At 27.7% G+C, this 19,299-nt stretch carries 17 protein-coding genes and 1 other annotated feature; of the genes, 13 read left to right on the top strand and 4 right to left on the bottom strand.

Annotation, left to right across the window (positions count from 1 at the left end):
- Positions 1-100 precede the first annotated feature (100 nt).
- The 3 genes from ACH36K_RS17165 to ACH36K_RS17155 all read left to right on the top strand — a co-directional run bounded on the left by ACH36K_RS17165 (position 101) and on the right by ACH36K_RS17155 (position 2,984).
- A complete protein-coding gene (locus tag ACH36K_RS17165) occupies positions 101-868 on the top strand; it encodes a TIGR02206 family membrane protein (RefSeq protein WP_411168809.1) in 768 nt (255 codons plus the stop codon).
- Positions 869-926: 58 nt separating this feature from the next.
- Positions 927-1,727 (top strand): zinc transporter ZupT, encoded by an 801-nt coding sequence (gene zupT / locus ACH36K_RS17160; RefSeq protein WP_411168808.1) that lies wholly within the window; start codon positions 927-929, stop codon positions 1,725-1,727.
- A gap of 90 nt (positions 1,728-1,817) precedes the next feature.
- Entirely contained in the window at positions 1,818-2,984 is a 1,167-nt protein-coding gene (locus ACH36K_RS17155; RefSeq protein WP_411168807.1) for an AI-2E family transporter, read from the top strand.
- Between the two features lie 40 nt (positions 2,985-3,024).
- Here ACH36K_RS17155 and ACH36K_RS17150 read toward each other — a convergent pair whose 3' ends face one another.
- Together ACH36K_RS17150 and ACH36K_RS17145 are read right to left on the bottom strand one after the other, a co-directional pair.
- Complete coding sequence (locus tag ACH36K_RS17150; RefSeq protein ID WP_411168806.1) at positions 3,025-3,813, bottom strand: TPM domain-containing protein; 789 nt, start codon at positions 3,811-3,813, stop codon at positions 3,025-3,027.
- A 2-nt stretch (positions 3,814-3,815) separates the two neighbouring features.
- A complete protein-coding gene (locus ACH36K_RS17145; protein WP_411168805.1) occupies positions 3,816-4,385 on the bottom strand; it encodes a LemA family protein in 570 nt (189 codons plus the stop codon).
- Positions 4,386-4,628: 243 nt separating this feature from the next.
- Between ACH36K_RS17145 and ACH36K_RS17140 the strand changes: the two genes are divergently transcribed.
- The 10 genes from ACH36K_RS17140 to ACH36K_RS17095 all read left to right on the top strand — a co-directional run bounded on the left by ACH36K_RS17140 (position 4,629) and on the right by ACH36K_RS17095 (position 16,372).
- Positions 4,629-5,678, top strand: a complete 1,050-nt coding sequence (locus tag ACH36K_RS17140; protein WP_411168804.1) for a galactose ABC transporter substrate-binding protein — start codon at positions 4,629-4,631, stop codon at positions 5,676-5,678.
- Between the two features lie 81 nt (positions 5,679-5,759).
- The gene (mglA, locus tag ACH36K_RS17135) at positions 5,760-7,259 is read left to right on the top strand and encodes a galactose/methyl galactoside ABC transporter ATP-binding protein MglA (RefSeq protein WP_411168803.1); all 1,500 of its coding nucleotides are present in this window, start codon (positions 5,760-5,762) and stop codon (positions 7,257-7,259) included.
- A gap of 16 nt (positions 7,260-7,275) precedes the next feature.
- Positions 7,276-8,298: a galactose/methyl galactoside ABC transporter permease MglC gene (gene mglC / locus ACH36K_RS17130; protein WP_411168802.1), complete on the top strand. Its 1,023-nt coding sequence runs from the start codon at positions 7,276-7,278 to the stop codon at positions 8,296-8,298.
- Between the two features lie 21 nt (positions 8,299-8,319).
- Positions 8,320-8,484, top strand: a complete 165-nt coding sequence (locus ACH36K_RS17125; RefSeq protein WP_411168801.1) for a hypothetical protein — start codon at positions 8,320-8,322, stop codon at positions 8,482-8,484.
- 165 nt (positions 8,485-8,649) lie between these two features.
- Positions 8,650-10,236 carry a response regulator gene (locus ACH36K_RS17120; RefSeq protein ID WP_411168800.1) on the top strand — a complete coding sequence of 529 codons (1,587 nt, stop codon included), beginning with the start codon at positions 8,650-8,652 and terminating at the stop codon, positions 10,234-10,236.
- Positions 10,237-10,246: 10 nt separating this feature from the next.
- Positions 10,247-12,037 (top strand): sensor histidine kinase, encoded by a 1,791-nt coding sequence (locus ACH36K_RS17115; RefSeq protein WP_411168799.1) that lies wholly within the window; start codon positions 10,247-10,249, stop codon positions 12,035-12,037.
- Positions 12,037-13,008, top strand: coding sequence for a geranylgeranylglyceryl/heptaprenylglyceryl phosphate synthase (locus ACH36K_RS17110; protein WP_411168798.1), 972 nt, complete (start codon positions 12,037-12,039; stop codon positions 13,006-13,008). The genes ACH36K_RS17115 and ACH36K_RS17110 overlap by 1 nt, the downstream gene beginning before the upstream one ends.
- A gap of 25 nt (positions 13,009-13,033) precedes the next feature.
- Positions 13,034-14,080 (top strand): galactose ABC transporter substrate-binding protein, encoded by a 1,047-nt coding sequence (locus ACH36K_RS17105; protein ID WP_411168797.1) that lies wholly within the window; start codon positions 13,034-13,036, stop codon positions 14,078-14,080.
- A 144-nt stretch (positions 14,081-14,224) separates the two neighbouring features.
- Positions 14,225-14,462 (top strand) — a binding site (T-box leader).
- A gap of 125 nt (positions 14,463-14,587) precedes the next feature.
- The gene (locus tag ACH36K_RS17100) at positions 14,588-15,886 is read left to right on the top strand and encodes a dicarboxylate/amino acid:cation symporter (RefSeq protein WP_411168796.1); all 1,299 of its coding nucleotides are present in this window, start codon (positions 14,588-14,590) and stop codon (positions 15,884-15,886) included.
- 216 nt (positions 15,887-16,102) lie between these two features.
- Entirely contained in the window at positions 16,103-16,372 is a 270-nt protein-coding gene (locus tag ACH36K_RS17095) for a TIGR04540 family protein (RefSeq protein ID WP_411168795.1), read from the top strand.
- Between the two features lie 125 nt (positions 16,373-16,497).
- Here ACH36K_RS17095 and ACH36K_RS17090 read toward each other — a convergent pair whose 3' ends face one another.
- Together ACH36K_RS17090 and ACH36K_RS17085 are read right to left on the bottom strand one after the other, a co-directional pair.
- On the bottom strand, positions 16,498-17,499 hold the full coding sequence (locus tag ACH36K_RS17090; RefSeq protein WP_411168794.1) for a glycosyltransferase: 1,002 nt from the start codon (positions 17,497-17,499) through the stop codon (positions 16,498-16,500).
- Positions 17,500-17,741: 242 nt separating this feature from the next.
- Positions 17,742-19,091, bottom strand: coding sequence for a [Fe-Fe] hydrogenase large subunit C-terminal domain-containing protein (locus ACH36K_RS17085; RefSeq protein WP_411168793.1), 1,350 nt, complete (start codon positions 19,089-19,091; stop codon positions 17,742-17,744).
- Positions 19,092-19,299: the final 208 nt, after the last annotated feature.

Here is a 19,299-nt window from a genome sequence, read left to right as displayed (position 1 = left end):
GCCTAAATATTACAGGCCAGTATAACTTTTGTTATACTGGCCTATTTTTAGAATTATTTTAATATTTACTTCATATTCATGAATTAGAGGTGAGAAATTTATGAAAGAATTTTTTATATTACAAAGACCAAGTAAATACTATGATATGAACAATTTCGAACAATTTGTACCTATTATAATAACGATAATAATACTACTAAGTTTAATTATATATAAAAATAAAATAAGAAATAATAGTAAAATTGAGAAGCTAATAAGGTATTCTTTAACCATTATATCTTTAGCTATTTTTATGCTATATTATTTAATAATATGGACAATAATAGGTATAAAATTAGATAACTTACCCTTACATCTATGCTATATATGCAATATATTATGTGTTATTTTAGGATTTACTAAGAATAAAAAAATATTTAATTTTGTCATTATATTAGGAGTAATGGGGGGGATAGGAAGTTTAGTCTCAATGGATACTTCATTATCTAGTATGTATTTTAAATATTATCAATTTATGATATCTCATATTTCAATAATAATAATTCCTATATATTTCCTTTTAATACATAAATATTATTTATATAAAAGAGAGGTTATAGAAGTATTTATAGTATTAGAAATTTTAGGTATATCTATGGGGTTTTTCAATTTTATATTTGAAACAAATTATTTTTTTGTAAGTTTTAATTCAAATCTAGCTGCGAAGGGAACTATATTAGAAGGGGTAGGAGAAGGGTATAATTATTTTATAAATTTAGAATTAATAGCTATAGTATATATGGGTTTCTGTTATTTATTTGTAAAGATACTTGAAGAAAAAAATAATAGAAAGTCAAAAGTTTTAGATAATAAACACGATTATAATTGAAGGGATATAGTATTTAGTGTAATATAAGTATATAAAACAAAATATGGAGGATAAAAATATGAGCAATGTAGCAGTAGCTTTTTTAATAACTTTATTTGCTGGACTTGCAACAGGTATAGGTAGCTTAATTGCTTTCTTAGCAAAGAACACAAATAAGAAATTTTTATCCATAAGTTTAGGTTTCTCAGCTGGAGTTATGATATATGTATCAATGATAGAGATATTTAGTAAAGCTAAAGCTTCATTAGTGCTAGCTTTAGGAGAAAAGGGTGGAAATTACGTAACAGTAATTTCATTTTTTGCAGGTATGTTTTTAATTGCAATAATAGACAAGTTTGTGCCTAGTGGAGAAAATCCCCATGAAGTTAAAGCACTACCATCAGAAGGTAAAGATGAAAAAAATACAGATGCTCTTTTGAGAACAGGAATATTTACTGCATTAGCAATAGGGATTCATAATTTCCCAGAAGGATTAGCTACTTTTGTATCAGCTTTAGGTGATATGAAAATCGCAATACCAATAGCAGTTGCAATTGCAATTCACAATATTCCAGAAGGAATATCAGTGTCAGTACCAATTTACTATGCGACAGGTGATAAGAAAAAAGCATTTATATATTCTTTTTTATCAGGTATGTCAGAACCAATTGGTGCAATTGTAGGATATGTATTTTTAAGAAATTATTTTAATGATTTAACATTTGGAATAATATTTGCTATGGTAGCAGGTATAATGGTATTTATCTCATTAGATGAATTATTACCAGCAGCTAAGGAATACGGTGAGCATCACCTATCTATATATGGACTAATTTTAGGAATGATAGTAATGGCAGTAAGCCTTTTATTATTTATTTAAAAAATAAGATTGTCAAAATATTTGTTATTTGGACGATCTTTTTTACTCTATAGGAAATCATAAATAATACATAGTAAAGAGAGGAAGAAAATGAAAGTAAATTGGAATAGTAAGTACACAACAATAGCAATTTATTCATTTATAGTTGCAATTTCAGTTATAGTATTTTATTTAGCCATATCACAGGTATCTATTTTTACAGATAAACTTGATTCTATATTAATAATTATGCAGCCTTTTATTATAGGTTTTTCTATTGCATATATAGTTAATTTTTTATTAGACTTCTATGAAAAAAAAGTTTTTCAATTAAAGTACATAAAAAAATTGAAAATAAAATCAACAAGAGGTTTGGCTATATTATTTTCTTATATAACAGCATTTTTTATAATTGGTATGTTTATTAAGTTTTTATTACCACAGCTTATCGATAGTGTAGTAGGATTGGTAAATGATATACCTACCTACATAATAAATTCTAGAAAATTTTTTAATGAAGTAATAATAGAACTAGATTTACACGAAGAGAATTCTCAAATATTAATAGATAGCTTTAATAACTTAGTTAACTATGTAATAAGATTTGCAACTAATTTAATACCAGCTTTAGGAGGATTTGTTGCTCGAATTCTTTCAAGTATATGGAATGTAATTTTAGGGATAGTAATATCAGTATATTTATTAATAGATAAAGATAATCTTTGTGCATTAAGTAAAAAGGTTACATTTGGATTATTTCCAGAATCCTATGCAAATGAATTAGTAAAGCTAGTACATAAAAGTAACTATACTTTTGGAAGATTTTTAGTAGGAAAGATTATAGATTCAATGATTATAGGAGTATTAACATTTATAATATTAACAATATTTAAAATGCCATATACACTTCTAATATCGGTTATAGTTGGAATAACTAATATTATACCTTTCTTTGGACCATTTATAGGTGCTATACCATCCTTTATAATAATATTATTTGTATCACCAGTTCAAGCACTATGGTTTTTATTGATAATATTCCTTATACAACAATTAGATGGAAATATAATAGGACCAAAGATTTTAGGAGATACAATAGGAATATCAGCATTCTGGATATTATTCTCTATATTAGTAGCAGGAAAATTATTGGGAGTAGTTGGGATGATAATAGGAGTTCCATTATTTGTAATAATATATTCAATAGTTAAAGAATTTATAGAAAATAAATTAAGAAAAAAAGGATTAAAGATAGAAACTAAAGATTATATGAAATAAAAAAAGCTACTGATATATAAAAATATCGGTAGCTTTTCTGTTACCAACCACCAGAGGAACCACCACCACCAGAAGAACCACCGCCAAAGCCGCCAAAGCCACCACCTCCGCCAGAAGAACCACCAGGGCCGCCTCTTCTTCCAATATTACTCCAAAATATAATTTTTAGAAGTGTGGAGGATATTCTGGCACCATTAAAAAACATGTCTATTGCAAATAAAACTATTAAAATTCCAATTAAAATGCCTCCTGAAAAATTACTAGAGGATTCATTTCCTCCATTTGGAATTTTTATATCTAGTGATTTGTCTAAAGTAACATCATATTCTTTTGCAATTAAATCAGTAAAAGCACTATAACTTTTAATAATTCCAGAACCATAGTTCCCATTCTTAAAATCATCCTTTGCTAAAGACTCCATAACTCTATTACTTAGTGCATCTGGTATAGCTCCTTCTAAGCCTCTTCCAACTTCAACTCTCCAATGTCTATCATTTATCGCAACTAAGATTAATAAGCCATTATCTTTAGACTTTTGACCTATTCCCCAATTGCGAAATAAGTCTATGGCATAATCCTCAATAGGAACATCATTTGTAGAATCTATAATTACTACAACCCCTTGAGCTCCAGTTTTATCTTCAAGCTCTTTTCCTAATGATATAATAGTTTCTATTTCTTTAGAACCTAATATACCTACATAATCATTTACATATTTATAATTTGTAGGTAAAGGATAGTTAACACTAGCTAAAGCAATTGAAGAAAAGCAAAATATTATTAAAAGAGAAGATAATGATATTTTTTTTAGTTTATTCAATGTATTCATAGCTATCTAGAAAAATCTACTGAAGGCACTTCACTAGCACTATCACTTGCTTTATAAAGAGGTTTTTCTTGAAAACCAAATATTGAAGAAATTATATTAGTAGGGAATCTTCTCCTCGTAGTATTATAATTAGTTACAGCTGTATTATAATCTTGTCTTGCAACAGCAATTCTATTCTCAGTTCCTTCCAACTGAATACTTAAGTCCTTAAAGTTTTCATTGGACTTTAAATCTGGATACTGTTCAACTATAACTAATAATCTAGAAAGAGCATTAGATAATTGAGTATCTGCATTTGCTTGTTCTGATATACTTGATGCTCCAGATAATTTACTTCTTGCATTAGCTATATCAGTAAATATATCTTTTTCCTGAGAAGCATATCCTTTAACTGTACTAACCAAATTAGGTATTAAGTCAGATCTTCTTTGCAATTGCGTATCTATATTAGACTGGGCGGTATTTACTAGTTGTTCTAAAGATACTAATTTATTGTAGCTAAATATTATAGGTAAAACTAATACAAGAATAACTATAATTACAGTTATTAGCGATTTAGATACATTTTTCATAAAACAATACATCTCCTTTCTACATATAAATTATTATATGTAGAAAGGAGATGTATTATTAATATTCATACTATATAAGGAGAATATATTAGATATATTGAATTTATATAAATTTATTATCTAAGAATTTCGATAGAAGTGTGAAGTTTTTCGTATGGAAATTAATGGGCTTGAAAATTATAATTATAAATGTAAACGAAATCAAATGGGTATTAAGTATTTTATAAAAGATGGAGGGTTAATATGAAAAAAGTTAAAAGATTACTTACAATGGTAATGGCTACCGTTATGGTTACAGCTTCATTAGTTGGATGTGGAGGAAATAAGGCTACTACTGAAGGTGGTGGAACTTCAAAGGGAGATAAAGTTAAGGTTGGAGTATGTTTATACAAATTCGATGATACTTATATTTCAACAGTTCGTCAAAATCTAGAAAAGATTCAAAAGGAAAATTCAGATAAAGTTGAATTTACTTTTTATGATGGAAAAGGTGACCAAGCTACTCAAAATGATAGTATAGACACATTACTTCAAAAAGATGTAGATCTTTTATTAGTTAATTTAGTTGATACAGGCGCTGCACCAACAGTAATAGATAAAATTAAAACTGCTAAAAAGCCTGTAGTACTATTCAATAGAGAGCCATCAGCAGATGCAATAAAAGCATATGACAAGGCTATATTTGTAGGAACAAATGCAAAAGAAGCTGGAGTTATGCAAGGAGATATACTTTCAAAGGTATGGGAAAAAGATACAAAAGCTGTAGATAAAAATGGAGATGGAGTACTACAATACGTTATGTTACAAGGTGAGCCAGATAATCCAGAAGCAGTTGCAAGAACTAAATATTCAGTTTCTACTTTAAATGATAAAGGAATAAAAACTGAAGAGTTAGCAAAACAAGTTTGTAACTGGGACCAAGCTTTAGCTCAAAATGCTACTGAAGCATGGTTCTCAAAATTTAGTAATAAGATTGAAGCTGTAATAGCTAACAACGATGGTATGGCTCAAGGCGCTATAGCTGCATTACAAGCTCAAGGATATAATAATGGTGATGCTGCAAAGACTATTCCTGTTTTAGGTGTTGATGCTACAGCAGCAGCTCAAGATTTAATAGCTAAAGGCTTTATGTTAGGATCAGTTCTTCAAGATGCAGAAGGAATGGCTAAAGCTTTATATGAAACTGGAATGAATTTAGCAGCAGGTAAGAGTGCTATAGAAGGAACTTCATATAAGTTTGATGATACAGGTGTTGCTGTACGTATTCCATATCAAGAATATATTAAAAAATAATATATTATATAGAATTAAAAAACTGCATAGTATTTGTTACTATGCAGTTTAATAAATAATAGAAAAGTGGTGAAGTAATTTATGGCAGATACAAAATACGTTCTTGAAATGATAGATATATGCAAGGAATTTCCAGGGGTTAAAGCCTTAGATAAAGTTCAATTAAAAGTAAGACCAGGAACTGTACATGCTTTGATGGGTGAAAATGGAGCAGGTAAATCTACTTTAATGAAATGTTTATTCGGGGTTTATATTGAAGATGGTGGAGAAATTTTAATAGACGGTGAAAAAAGCAAATTTTCTAACCCAAAGCAAGCCATGGATAATGGAGTTGCTATGGTTCACCAAGAATTAAATCAAGTTTTACAAAGAAACGTTATGGATAATATATGGCTTGGAAGATATCCAGGAAATGCTGGAATTGTAAGCGAGAAAATAATGTATGAAGAAACTAAAAAAATATTAGATGAACTAGAAATAGAGGTTAATCCTAAAGTTAAGATGGCAAAATTGTCTGTTTCTCAAAGACAAATGGTTGAAATTGCTAAAGCAGTTTCTTATAATGCTAAAATTCTTGTTTTGGATGAGCCAACATCATCATTAACTACAGAAGAAGTTAATCATCTATTTAGAATAATAAATAAATTAAAATCTAAGGGCTGCGGTATTATATATATTTCTCATAAAATGGAGGAAATACTAGAAATTTCTGATGATGTTACAATAATGCGTGATGGTAAATGGATAGATACAATTCCTTCTAAGGATCTTACTACAGATAAAATTATTAAATTAATGGTTGGTCGTGATTTAACAAATAGATTTCCACCAAAGACAAATAAACCAGGAGAATTAATATTAGAAGTTAAAAATCTAACAGGTACATATCAACCTTCAGTACAAAACGTATCCTTTGAACTTAAGAAAGGGGAAATTTTAGGGGTTGCAGGACTTGTTGGATCAAAAAGAACGGAGCTTTTAGAAACTATATTTGGAATTGCTGGGCACAGTGAAGGTGAGATAATATTACATGGTAAAAAGGTAGAAAATACAGATTCAAGAAGAGCAATAAAAAATGGGTTTGCATTATTAACAGAAGAGCGTAGATCTACAGGAATATTTGGACAACTTGATATAAAATTTAATACAATAATTGCTAATATAGATGGATATAGCAAGTTTGGTATATTAGATAATAAAAAGATGACAGAAGATACTAAATGGACAATAGATAGTATGAAGGTAAAAACTCCAAGTCAAAAAACGGCTATTAGAAGTTTATCAGGAGGAAACCAACAAAAAGTAATAATAGGAAGATGGCTCTTAACTAATCCAGAAATACTTCTATTAGATGAGCCAACAAGAGGAATAGACGTTGGAGCTAAATATGAAATTTATCAGCTTATTATAGATTTGGCTAATAAGGGCAAAGGGGTTATAGTTGTATCCTCCGAAATGCCAGAATTATTGGGAATTTGTGACAGAATACTTGTAATGTCAAATGGAAAAGTTGCTGGTGTTGGAGAACCGGACAAGCTATCACAAGAAGATATTATGACTATGGCTGCAAAATATATTTAGAATAGAGGTGTAACTTATGAATAAAGTTAAATTTAATAAAGAGTCTTTACAAAATTTCCTACTAAATTATGCATTATATATAGTACTATTTATGATGATAGTATTCTTTGTTATAAAGGAACCAGGTTTCCTTTCACTAAAGAATTTTACTAATATTTTAAGCCAAGCATCAACACGTGGAATACTTGCCTTAGGAGTTGCAGGATTAATAGTACTGCAAGGTACAGACCTTTCTGCAGGGCGTATATTAGGATTTACAGCTATAATATCTGCATCATTGCTACAATCAACAACTTATGCAGCTAGAATGTATCCAAATTTAAAAGCATTACCATTAATAGTACCAATGTTTATAGCAATAATAATAGGTGGTATATTTGGGGCCATTAATGGATTTGGAGTTGCAAAACTTAAGGTGCATGCTTTCATAATTACATTAGGCACACAACTTATAGCGTATGGTGCATCCTGTTTATATATAGATAGACCGCCATTAGGAGCTCAACCAGTAGCTAACTTAGATGAAAGATACACAAACTTTGTTAATGGTTCTTTAAAATTAGGAAGTATTGAAATACCATATTTAGTTTTTTATCTTGCAATTGTTGCAGCTATTATGTGGTTTGTATGGAATAAAACTAAATTAGGTAAAAATATGTTTGCTATCGGAGGAAATCCAGAAGCAGCAGCAGTTTCAGGTGTTAACTTAGTAAAAAATATAATGATTATATTTATAATTTCAGGTGTGCTTTACGGACTAGCTGGGTTCTTAGAGGCAGCAAGAGCAGGATCTACTACAACAAGTACAGGTTTTAACTATGAACTAGATGCAATATCAGCCTGTGTTGTTGGGGGAGTATCCTTTACTGGAGGTATTGGAACAATACCAGGAGTTTTAATAGGTACAGTTTTACTTCAAGTTATAAATTATGGATTAAACTTTATTGGAGTTAATGCTTACTGGCAATATATAATAAGAGGTTTAATAATAATAGTAGCTGTTTCATTAGATGTAAGAAAATATATAGCTAAAAAATAATTAAAAAGGAAATGATGATAAATGGAAAAAGAGGCTATAAAGGAAAATGAAAGTAGCTTATCTAAAAAGACAATGAGAGATACTATATATGGAAATTTAGATGTATCGGTTAAAACAATGGATAGATTTATTGCAGTAGTATTGATATTATTAACATTTTCAATTGTAATAGGTGTATTAGTATAAAAAAATAAAATTATTCATAGAAATAGGATGAGATTTAAAATATTCATCCTATTTTTATTTTTTGATAATATCCACATAAAAATATGATATAATTAATTTTGAAGATTTGGAATATTTTATGAGCTAGTATATATTTATTTTAATATTGTTTACTGGAGGTTATTTATGGGGTTATACAAGTTGATGATTGTAGATGATGAAGAGGAAATCAGGCTTGGAGTTATTAAGAAAATTAATTGGGAAGAGCATGGATTCATAGTCGTAGGAGATGCAGAAAATGGACAAGAAGCCTTAGAAATGGCAGAAAAACTGCATCCAGATGTTATAATGACAGATATAAAAATGCCTTTTATGGATGGATTAGAACTAGGTAAAAAAGTTACGGAAATAATGCCTTCTACTAAAATAATAATATTTTCAGGATCAGATGACTTAGATTATGCACATGAAGCTATTAAAATTAATGTTGTTGAGTATGTATTAAAACCAATTAATTCTATGGAACTTATAGAAGTTTTAAAAAGGCTAAAAGAGAAATTGGACAAAGAGTATAATGAAAAAAGAAATATGGAAACTCTACAAAAGCATTATATAGAAAGTATTCCTGTAATAAGAGAACAGTTTTTAATTGGAGCTTTAGAAGGTAGAATTACTAATGAGGAATGGAAAGAAAATGAAAAACAATTAGGATTAGATTTTATGAATCAGTACTTATGTGTGGCATTGATAAATATTGATGGTCTGCCTAAAGAACAAGATAGTTCGTTAGTTTCTATATCAATTAAGAATATAGTAGATGAGACTATGCAGAATTATTGTAAATTTATAAGCTTTCCTTATTTAGACAAAATAGTAACTTTGTTATCTCTTGATGAAAAGGTTAACATTATGAAGATTATAAAGATGTTAAATGAAGTCTGCAAGATTTTTGAATGTGTCTTCGGAAGCACAGTGTCTATAGGAATAGGTAGAATATATAATAATATTAATGAAATAAGATTTTCCTATAGAACGGCGCAAAGTGCTTTAGGATATAGACTAATATTAGGAAATGGCAAAACAATATATATAGATGATGTAGAACCAGATAACTCAATACAGCTTCAATTTGACGAGCAAGATGAAATAAAATTTCTAAATGCTATAAAGTTATCATCACAAGATGAAATAAAAGAAATCGTAGAAAGTATTTTTAAAAAAGTAGAGGAACATTTTATATCATTAGATAAATATAGAGTTTATATAATGGAAATAATGACAGCATTACTTAAATTAACACAAGCTTATAATATAGATATAAGAGATATATTTGGAGAAGACTTTAATTGTTATTCATATTTAGATAAATTAGATTCAATTAAAGAAATAAAAGAATGGTTTATAGAGAAGGCAATAAAATTAAATGAATTTATAAAAAAAGAGCGCGTCAATTCTTCAAAGTTATTAGTGGAAAAGGCTAAGGACTACATAAAGAATAATTATAGTGATTATGAAATATCAGTAGAAAAGCTTTGTTCAAAACTACATGTGAGTCCTACATATTTTTCTACTATATTTAAAAAAGAAACTAATATGAGCTTTGTAAATTATCTCACAGATATTCGTTTAGAAGAAGCTATAAAGTTGTTAAATACAACAGATGATAAAACTTATATAATTGCTTCAAAGGTTGGATACCAAGAAGCAAATTATTTTAGCTATGTATTTAAGAAAAAATTTGGTATATCACCATCAAGATACAGAAAGAATTGAGTGAAATAAAATGCTAAATTCTGTTAGAAGTAAAATAATAAAATATTATAAAAAAGCTAGTATACAATATATAATATCAATATCATTTACAATAGTAGCAGTTGTTGGAATGATAGTAGTTGGTGGAGCTCTTTATTTAAGATTTACAAATTCAACAGAAGAGATGGTATCAAAAAATAATAAATCCATACTAGAGCAAGTAAACTTAAACTTAGATACTTATTTGCGAAAAATGATGAAAATATCAGATACTATATATTATAGAGGAATAAAGAAAAAAGATTTATCCTTTGAAGATATAAATAAGGAAATGGATTTGATTTATGAGGCCAATAAAGACTATCTTATAAGTATAAGTTTATTTTCGGATTATGGTGAAATAATAGCGTCTTATCCATTACAGCAATTAAAAAATAATGTTTATGCAATGGAGAGTGAATGGTTTCAAAGTGCAATAAACAAAAGAGAAAATTTACATTTTTCAACTCCACATGTACAAAATTTGTTTTATGATCCTAATTATAAATATACTTGGGTTGTATCCTTAAGTAGAGCTGTTGAATTAACTGAAAGTGGTAAAACAAATGGTGGAGTTCTTTTAGTAGATATGAATTTTAGTGGTATTGAGCAAATATGTAAAAATGTTGATATGGGGAAGAATGGATATGTTTATTTAATAGACAGTACTGGTGAAATAATATATCATCCAAGGCAACAATTAATATATTCAGATTTAGTAAAAGAAAATAATTATGATGCAGCAAATTATGAAGATGGAAATCATATAGAAAAATTTCAAGGAAATAAGAGATTAGTGACTGTAAAGACAGTTGGATATACTGGGTGGAAGATAGTTGCCATATCTCCAATGTCAGATATTACAGCAGATTATTACGAAATGAAAATATTCGCAATATTTATAATGTTCTTTGCGATTTTTACTTTAATATCAATTAATATGTTTGTATCGTCTCGTATAGCTAATCCAATAAAATCTTTAGAGAAATCAGTTAAGCAGTTTGAAAATGGTATAGCAAATTTAAATATATCAGAAAGTGGCTCTTATGAGATACAACATTTAGGAAAAGCTATAAGATCCATGGTAAATGAAATGAACATATTAATGGATAATGTAATGAAGGAACAAGAAGAAAAGCGAAAAAGTGAATTAAATGCATTACAAGCACAAATAAACCCCCATTTTTTATATAATACTTTAGATTCTATTATATGGATGATAGAGAATGAAAATTATGATGGAGCTATAGTGATGGTAACAGCTTTAGCTAGGTTTTTTAGAATTAGCTTAAGTAAGGGGAAAAATGTAATAACTGTTAGAGATGAATTGGAACATGCTAGAAATTATTTAACAATTCAAAATATACGTTACAAGAATAAGTTTACTTATGATATAAAATCAGAGGAAGAAACTTTAAATCTTACTAGCATTAAGTTAATAATTCAGCCTTTAATTGAAAATGCAATTTATCATGGAATGGAATATATGAGTGGTGATGGAGACATATTAGTAAAATCTTATATTAAAAATAATGACCTATATATAGATATTATTGATAATGGCTTAGGGATGCCTCAAGAGGTAGCAGATAAACTTTTAACCAATGAAAGTAATTCCCAAAAGAAGGGTTCTGGAATAGGGTTAAGGAATGTACATGAAAGAATACAATTGTACTTTGGAAAAGATTATGGATTACAAATATATAGTGAGCCTGATGAGGGCACTACAATAAGAGTCCATATGCCATGTATAGACTTTTACAGTATTAAGGAGAATAAATAGTGAGATTAAAAAAGAAAGCAGTTTTTATATTTCTATTTATCATGCTTATCTCATCTTTTATATTACTTTTAAATAAGGAAAATAAAAAAGAGGTTAAAGTGTATGATGTTTCAGTAATAATAAGAGGAAGAAATAGTGAAAGCTGGAGGATAATAAAAGAAGGAATGGATCAAGCAGCTTCAGAAATGAATGTAAATATAAGATTTCTAACTTTATTAGAAGAAAATAGTGTTGAGGAGCAAATTGAATTAATAGAGAGAGAAATAAGTGATGGAACAGATGCAATATTAATATCACCAGCAGATTACAAGCAGATGGTAGATAAAATAGAAGATGTAAGAAAAAAAGTTCCTATAGTCCTATTTGAATCCAATATAGAAACTAAACAAAATATTCCATATATATCATGTGATAATTACAAGCTAGGAAAAAGTCTTGCAGAAGAAGTTGTTAAAAATGGAAATACAAGAAATAAAATTTATATTGCAAAAAGTGATCTAACGTGCAGTAGTATAGACGAAAGATATATGGGTTTTATGGAGGAGATAAATAAAAGTAAGAATAGCTGTGAACTTTTAGATTTACCAAAAGATGAAGGGGAATTTTATAATAAAATTAGATCTATTATAGATAAAGATGATAAGAAGGTAATAATTGCATTTGAACCTAACCTTCTAGAGCGTATTGGAAAAGCTAAAAAATATATTGAGAATAGTAATGATATAAAATCTAATATTGAGCTATATGGTACTGGAAGTACAAGCTTAATAATTTCTTTAATTGAGGAAAATGTAATAAATTCAATTGCAATGCAAAATGAATTTAATGTAGGTTATTTAAGTGTAAAAACTTCTGTATCAGAAATTGAGGGAAAGGAAATTGATAAGAGTGTGATAACATCAACAATAATTAACAGCAGAAACATGTACTCTAAGGAAAATCAAAGAATGCTATTTCCATTTGTTAGATAAAAAATGTTTTATGGGAGAGGTTAAGGTGAAAAAGGGTAAAAAATTAATTAGTTTATTAAGTATGATCTTAATATCAACTCTTGCTGTAGGCTGTAATAAAGAAACTAACATAAAATCAAAGAAAGAAATAAAAATAGGGGTAACACTTTATAGGCAAGATGATGTCTTTATATCTACAATTACTAAAAATTTAGAAGAAATAGCTAAGGAAAATGAAAATAATAGCAAATCTAAAATAACTCTTGATGTTGTAGATGCAAAGGGGAGTATAATAAATCAAGGTAATCAAGTAGATAAATTTATAAACCAAGATTATGATGTTATATGTGTAAATTTAGTAGACAGAACTGCTGCTGCGACTATAATTGATAAGGCAAAGTCAGCTAACATACCATTGATATTTTTTAATAGAGAACCTGTAGAAGAGGATATGAATAGATGGGATAAAATATATTATGTAGGTGCACAGGCAGAACAATCAGCAAGGATGCAGGCTGATATAATAATAGATCAGTGGCTTTCAAAAAAGGATTTAATAGATAAAAATAAAGATAATAAAATTCAATACGTTATGCTTGAAGGAGAACTAGGACATCAGGATGCTTCTATAAGAACAGAATACTGTATAAGAGCTATTACTGAAAAAGAAATTCAAGTAGAAAAACTAGCAGATGATAGTGCAAATTGGCAAAGTGACCAATCTATATCTAAAATGAATCAGTGGATTAAGAAATTTGGAGATAGTATTGAGGTGGTATTTAGCAACAACGATTCTATGGCACTTGGAGCAATACATGCTATAAACTCTAGTAATGAATTCACTAATAAACCTTTAGTTGTTGGAATAGATGGAATAAAAGAAGCAATGGAGTCGGTTAAGAAAGGTGAAATGACTGGAACTGTAATAAGTGATGCTAATGCACAGGCTAAAGCAATTTTTGATATCTCTTTAGCAGTATCTACTGGAAAAAATTTAGAAGAAATAGAGGGAATTAAGGATAAAAAATACATTAAAATACCACATACTAAAATAACAAAAGATAATGTAGATTCATATATTGATAATAAATAAGTGTTTTAAGAGAGTAAATTCTGAATTTTACTCTCTTAAAATATACCAAAAAATACCGTTCAAATATATAAATTAAATCTATAATTTATATATTGACAATAGAAAAAATGATGCTATAATTAAATCATAGTAATCCGATATGAATTAGAGACGATGAAGAGGGAAAGTAATTAATGATAATTATCACAGAGAAGGTTAAGTTGCTGAGATAACCTATAATTTTATTAATGAAGTGCCCCTTGGAGTTTAAGTCCCGAATTAAGTAGGGGTTTATGGGATCTCCCATTATAGAGATAAGGTATTATTGTACCGAAGAATGAGATAGATATTTTATAATATCTAATCAGAGTGGAACCGTGGAAGTTTGCCTTCTGCCTCTGTATAGCACAGTGGTAGTAGGTTTTTTTATTTATAAAATTGCTTAAAATATTTAAGTGATTTTATATAAAATAAGTTGCAGGCCAGCAAAAAAATAATAATAAAATATAAATACTAGGAGGAAATAAAATGAATATTAATTTGATATTAGCTATTATTTTATCAATAGCAGCACTTTATATAATTTATTTAGTAAAAGCAAAAACAGGAAAGTTTTCTTATGCAACTTTAACAGCATTAACAATAGGTTTAATACTAGGAGCTGTGTTTAAAGAAAATATAAAATTCCTTGAAGTTGTAGGTAAGGGGTATATATCATTAATTAAGATGATAGTAGTTCCTTTAGTTATGGTATCAATAATAACAAGTATAATTAGACTTAAAAACTTAGATACTTTAAAATCAATCGGTATTAAAACATTAGCAATATTACTTGGGACAACAGGGGTTGCATCAATAATAGGAATAGTTATGGGTAAGATCTTTAAATTAGGAGAAGGAATAAGCTTTGTTGGAGCAGAAGGATTTAAAGCAAGAGAAATACCAGCATTCTCAAAGGTATTATTAGACTTTTTACCATCAAATCCAGTAGCTTCGATAGTTAACAATCAAATAATCCCAATAGTTATATTTTCACTTTTCATAGCAATAGCTTTAGTAATTGAAGATAATAATAATCCAGAAAAGGTTAAACCATTTAAAGATTTTATATTATCAACTTATGAGTTAGTTTTAAGTATAACAAGAATAGTATTAAAATTTATACCATATGGAGTTTTTGCACTAATTGCAACAACTGCAGCAACAAATGGAATGGATACAATAAAATCATTAATTAATGTTATATTAGCAGTATATATAGCTTGTATATTACAAATAGTATTAGTTCATACTCCTTTAATAGCATTTGTTGCAAGAAAAAATCCATTAAAGTTCTTTAAGGATATATTCCCAGCTCAAATTGTAGCTTTTACAAGTCAAAGTAGTTATGGAACATTGCCTGTAACAATTAAGAGCTTAGTAGAAAATGCTAAGGTTTCTGAAAATATAGCAAGCTTTGTAGCTCCTCTTGGATCAACTATAGGAATGAATGCTTGTGGTGGATTATATCCAGCAATAGTTGCAATTTTTGTAGCAAATGTATTTAATGTTGATATGACAATGTACCACTATTTCTTAATAGTATTAACAACAATTATATCTTCAATAGGTATAGCAGGGGTTCCTGGTGCAGCAACTATGTCAACAACGGTTGTATTATCAACTTTAGGATTACCTATAGAAGGTATGGCAATGGTTATGGCTGTAGATGCGATTATAGATATGATGAGAACAGCAACAAATGTAACTGGATCAGCAGTAGCTGCGTTAGTAGTAGATGAAACAGAAAAAAGAAAAATAGATAAAAAAAGTATAAGCAATAAATAAGGAAATAAAAGGTGATTAGAATAATTTAAATTATTCTAATCACCTTTTTAACATATAGAACTTATTTAATTAAGATACTAAAAATTATTTAAATAATAAGTTTTGTTTATATAATAATTAAATAAAAATTAAGAACTTTATTACATATTGTGTATAGTATATTTTTAGTATAAAATATATGTTAAAAAGTAGATTTTTTTAGGGAGGATAATATTCTTGAATAAGGGTGGAATTAGATTATATTATAAAAATCAAGAGGAACTTAGTTATGCTTTAAGAGACTATATAGATGATTATTTTGAAGGTAACATAGAAGATGAAGCATTAGAAGAAAAGATATTTATGGTCATAGAAGCAAACAAAGCAAAATTTTATAAAGACAATGAAATAGCTAAGAAGCCAAAACAAATTTTGGGGAAAACTAGATTAAATGTATTAGAACAAATAATAAAGAAAAAAGGGGCGAATAACCTAAAAAATTTATAGTAGTATGCAATAATTTATATTTTATAAAACTTTAAATGGTTCCACTAACATTTTGTAAAGTACTTTAATAATAATTGAAAATTATCAAGGAGGAAAAGTATTAAAACTTATCCTCCTTTTACCATTTAGTTTAAGTGTTTTAAAGTTTCTATATTAAACCCAAACATTTCAGGTATTAAGTTTTTCATATTTATATAATCTAAACTAAAATAATAGTTGGAGCCTTTAGTGAATAATTTTAAATATTTTCTAAGGTTTTCTTTAGACTTATCTAAATTACCTATTTTCTCGTAACATATTCCAAGTAAAAGATATATTTCTCTAAAAGCATCATACTTATCTAATAACTTCTCACCTATTAAAATTGCGGTATCATATTTTCGCATTTTAAAGTAAGCCTTTATTATTGTAAAAGTAATATAACTATTTATAAAAAAATTATCACTTAGGTAAATTGCTATAATATAATTATCTATAGCCTTTTTTAGATTCTTTAAAAGGAAATACTCATTTGCCAAGTTGTAGTAATACAGATAATCTTTTTCTTCATCTTTGTAGCTTAAGTATATAGAAATATTTCTATTACATCTATCATATAATTTCTTTTGATTTAAATCGTAGCCATAGTTATATAATATAATATCTAGGTTTAGAATATTATTTTCATAAGAATCAGTATATATTGAGTTTTTTATAGTTTCATTAATTTTTCCAGAAAAATAAAATCCACAATTATTCTTAATTAGCCTAAGTAAATATTCACCGCAATAAGGTTTGTTATCAATTATGTTTATAAGTTTTAATCTAAAGCCTATATGAGAAGATTTATCTAATATATTTTTTAGAGTATAAACTTGAGTAATATCTAATGATTCATCACAATCAATGTATAAAATCCAATCTTTAGTTGCATTTTCTAGCGCCTTATTTCTTGCTAAGCTAAAGTCATTATTCCATGGAAACTCTATTATATTAGCATTAAATTTTTGGGCTATAGTAATTGTATTATCAATAGATCCAGTATCAATTAGTATTATTTCATCAGCAATATCTTCTATGCTTTTAAGACATCGTAATATGTTTTCTTCCTCATTTCTAGCTATAATACAAACGCTTAAAGTATCCAAAGAAAATGTACCTCCAACAAAAGCTCTTCTATATATAGAATATGATAATACATAAAATCTGCTAACAATAGAAAAATAGATAATATTATTTATTTCTACTTAAAGCTACTTATTAGAGGTTATTTTATTAAAAATAATCATAATATGATAGTTAAAAACAATAATTAAAGATAAACTTTTCTTATATATTTATTTTTTTATATGCAATATATAAGAATGTACATAAGCTAAAAGTTTAGGATTTAAAAGTTTCTATGAAAAATAGAAGTTTTACTATCATCTTCAAAATCTTTTAATGATGTTATATGGAGCTTTTCTAAAACATTATCCATTGTAGAACTATGAGTAGCTACTTTTATAGGAGAATTATAAGCAAAATTATCTACTGATATTTTTCCTTGTTCCCTAGGAATAATTGCTTTAGGTCCACCAACACAACCACCAATACAGCCCATGCCTTCTATAAAGTTTGCTTCTATTTCACCATTTAATGCCTTACTTAATAATTCTTTACATTCCCTAACACCAGAAGCCTTAATAGGTTTAAAGAGTTTATATTTTTCAGGATAGAGTTCACTAACAGCTTCTCCTATAGCTATAGATACACCACCTGTACGAGCATATAATCTACCACCTCTAGAAGCATAGTCTTTAGAAGGAATTCCCTGCAATTCTTCAGGATTAATTTCTAATAATTTGAAGATATTGTCTAGCTCTTGAAAGGTTAATACAAAGTCGATATCACCAACTAAATCAGGTTCCTTTGCTTCAGCTTTTTTTGCTATACATGGTCCTATAAAAACAACTTTAGCCTCTGGATTTAATTTCTTTATCACCCTTCCAGCAGCTATCATTGGTGAAACAGAAGGAGACAAATCGGGAACTAATTCTTTATATACCTTTTTAAGCATACCAACCCACATAGGGCAGCAACAAGAAGTAATCATTAGATCTTTAGGGCCATTAACATGATTGTTAAACTCAACAGCTTCTTTAATTGTAAGCATATCAGCAGTAAAAGCAACTTCAACCATATCCGTAAAGCCTATTTTAATAAATGCTGCACGTAGCTGATCCATTGATACATTGTCTCCAAATTGCCCCATAATTGCAGGAGCAACAGCTGCTATAACCATTTTATTATTTTTTATTAAATCCACAATAGGAATGGAGTCAACTTTATCTAATATCTTACCGTATTTACAAGAATCTACGCATAAACCACAACCAACGCATAAATTGTAATCTATGTATGTTGATTTATTATCTTCATCATATAATATTGCATCAAATGGACAACTTACTTGACAATTAAATTTTTTATTATCATCTTGTTTACAATTAACACTACAACTATCAAGCTTTTCTATAAACCTTTTATTAACCTCATAATTAGTAATTGCTTTTTTTAAGTTATATATATAATTATTATCAAAGTCTATTGATACTCCACAAAGCGATGTAATTATTTTAAAAGTTTCTTGTGGAGAAGTTTCATGGCATACCATAATTCTAGAAAGAGTTTCATCAAAGTTGTCTTCATAGTAAGATCTTATTAAGCTATCAAAAAGATCATTATATTTATTATGCATTAATATACCTCCAAATAATAAATTTTCTATAGTTTAGTATACATAGTTTACTAATTATTAATACTAAGAATTTTACAATATTATAATAATTATAGAATTTAATTAATATCTATATAATTTATAGATATATATAAATACTTTTATTTCATTAATATATATTATTTGGTTCTTATTAATATATTTAAAACTTAATTCTATTATAGACTTC

This window comes from Clostridium sp. MB05 (assembly GCF_046581255.1).
GTDB lineage: Bacteria > Bacillota > Clostridia > Clostridiales > Clostridiaceae > Clostridium.
The sequence above is the reverse complement of the archived record's forward strand: the minus strand, read 5'-3'. Positions and strand labels throughout refer to the sequence as shown.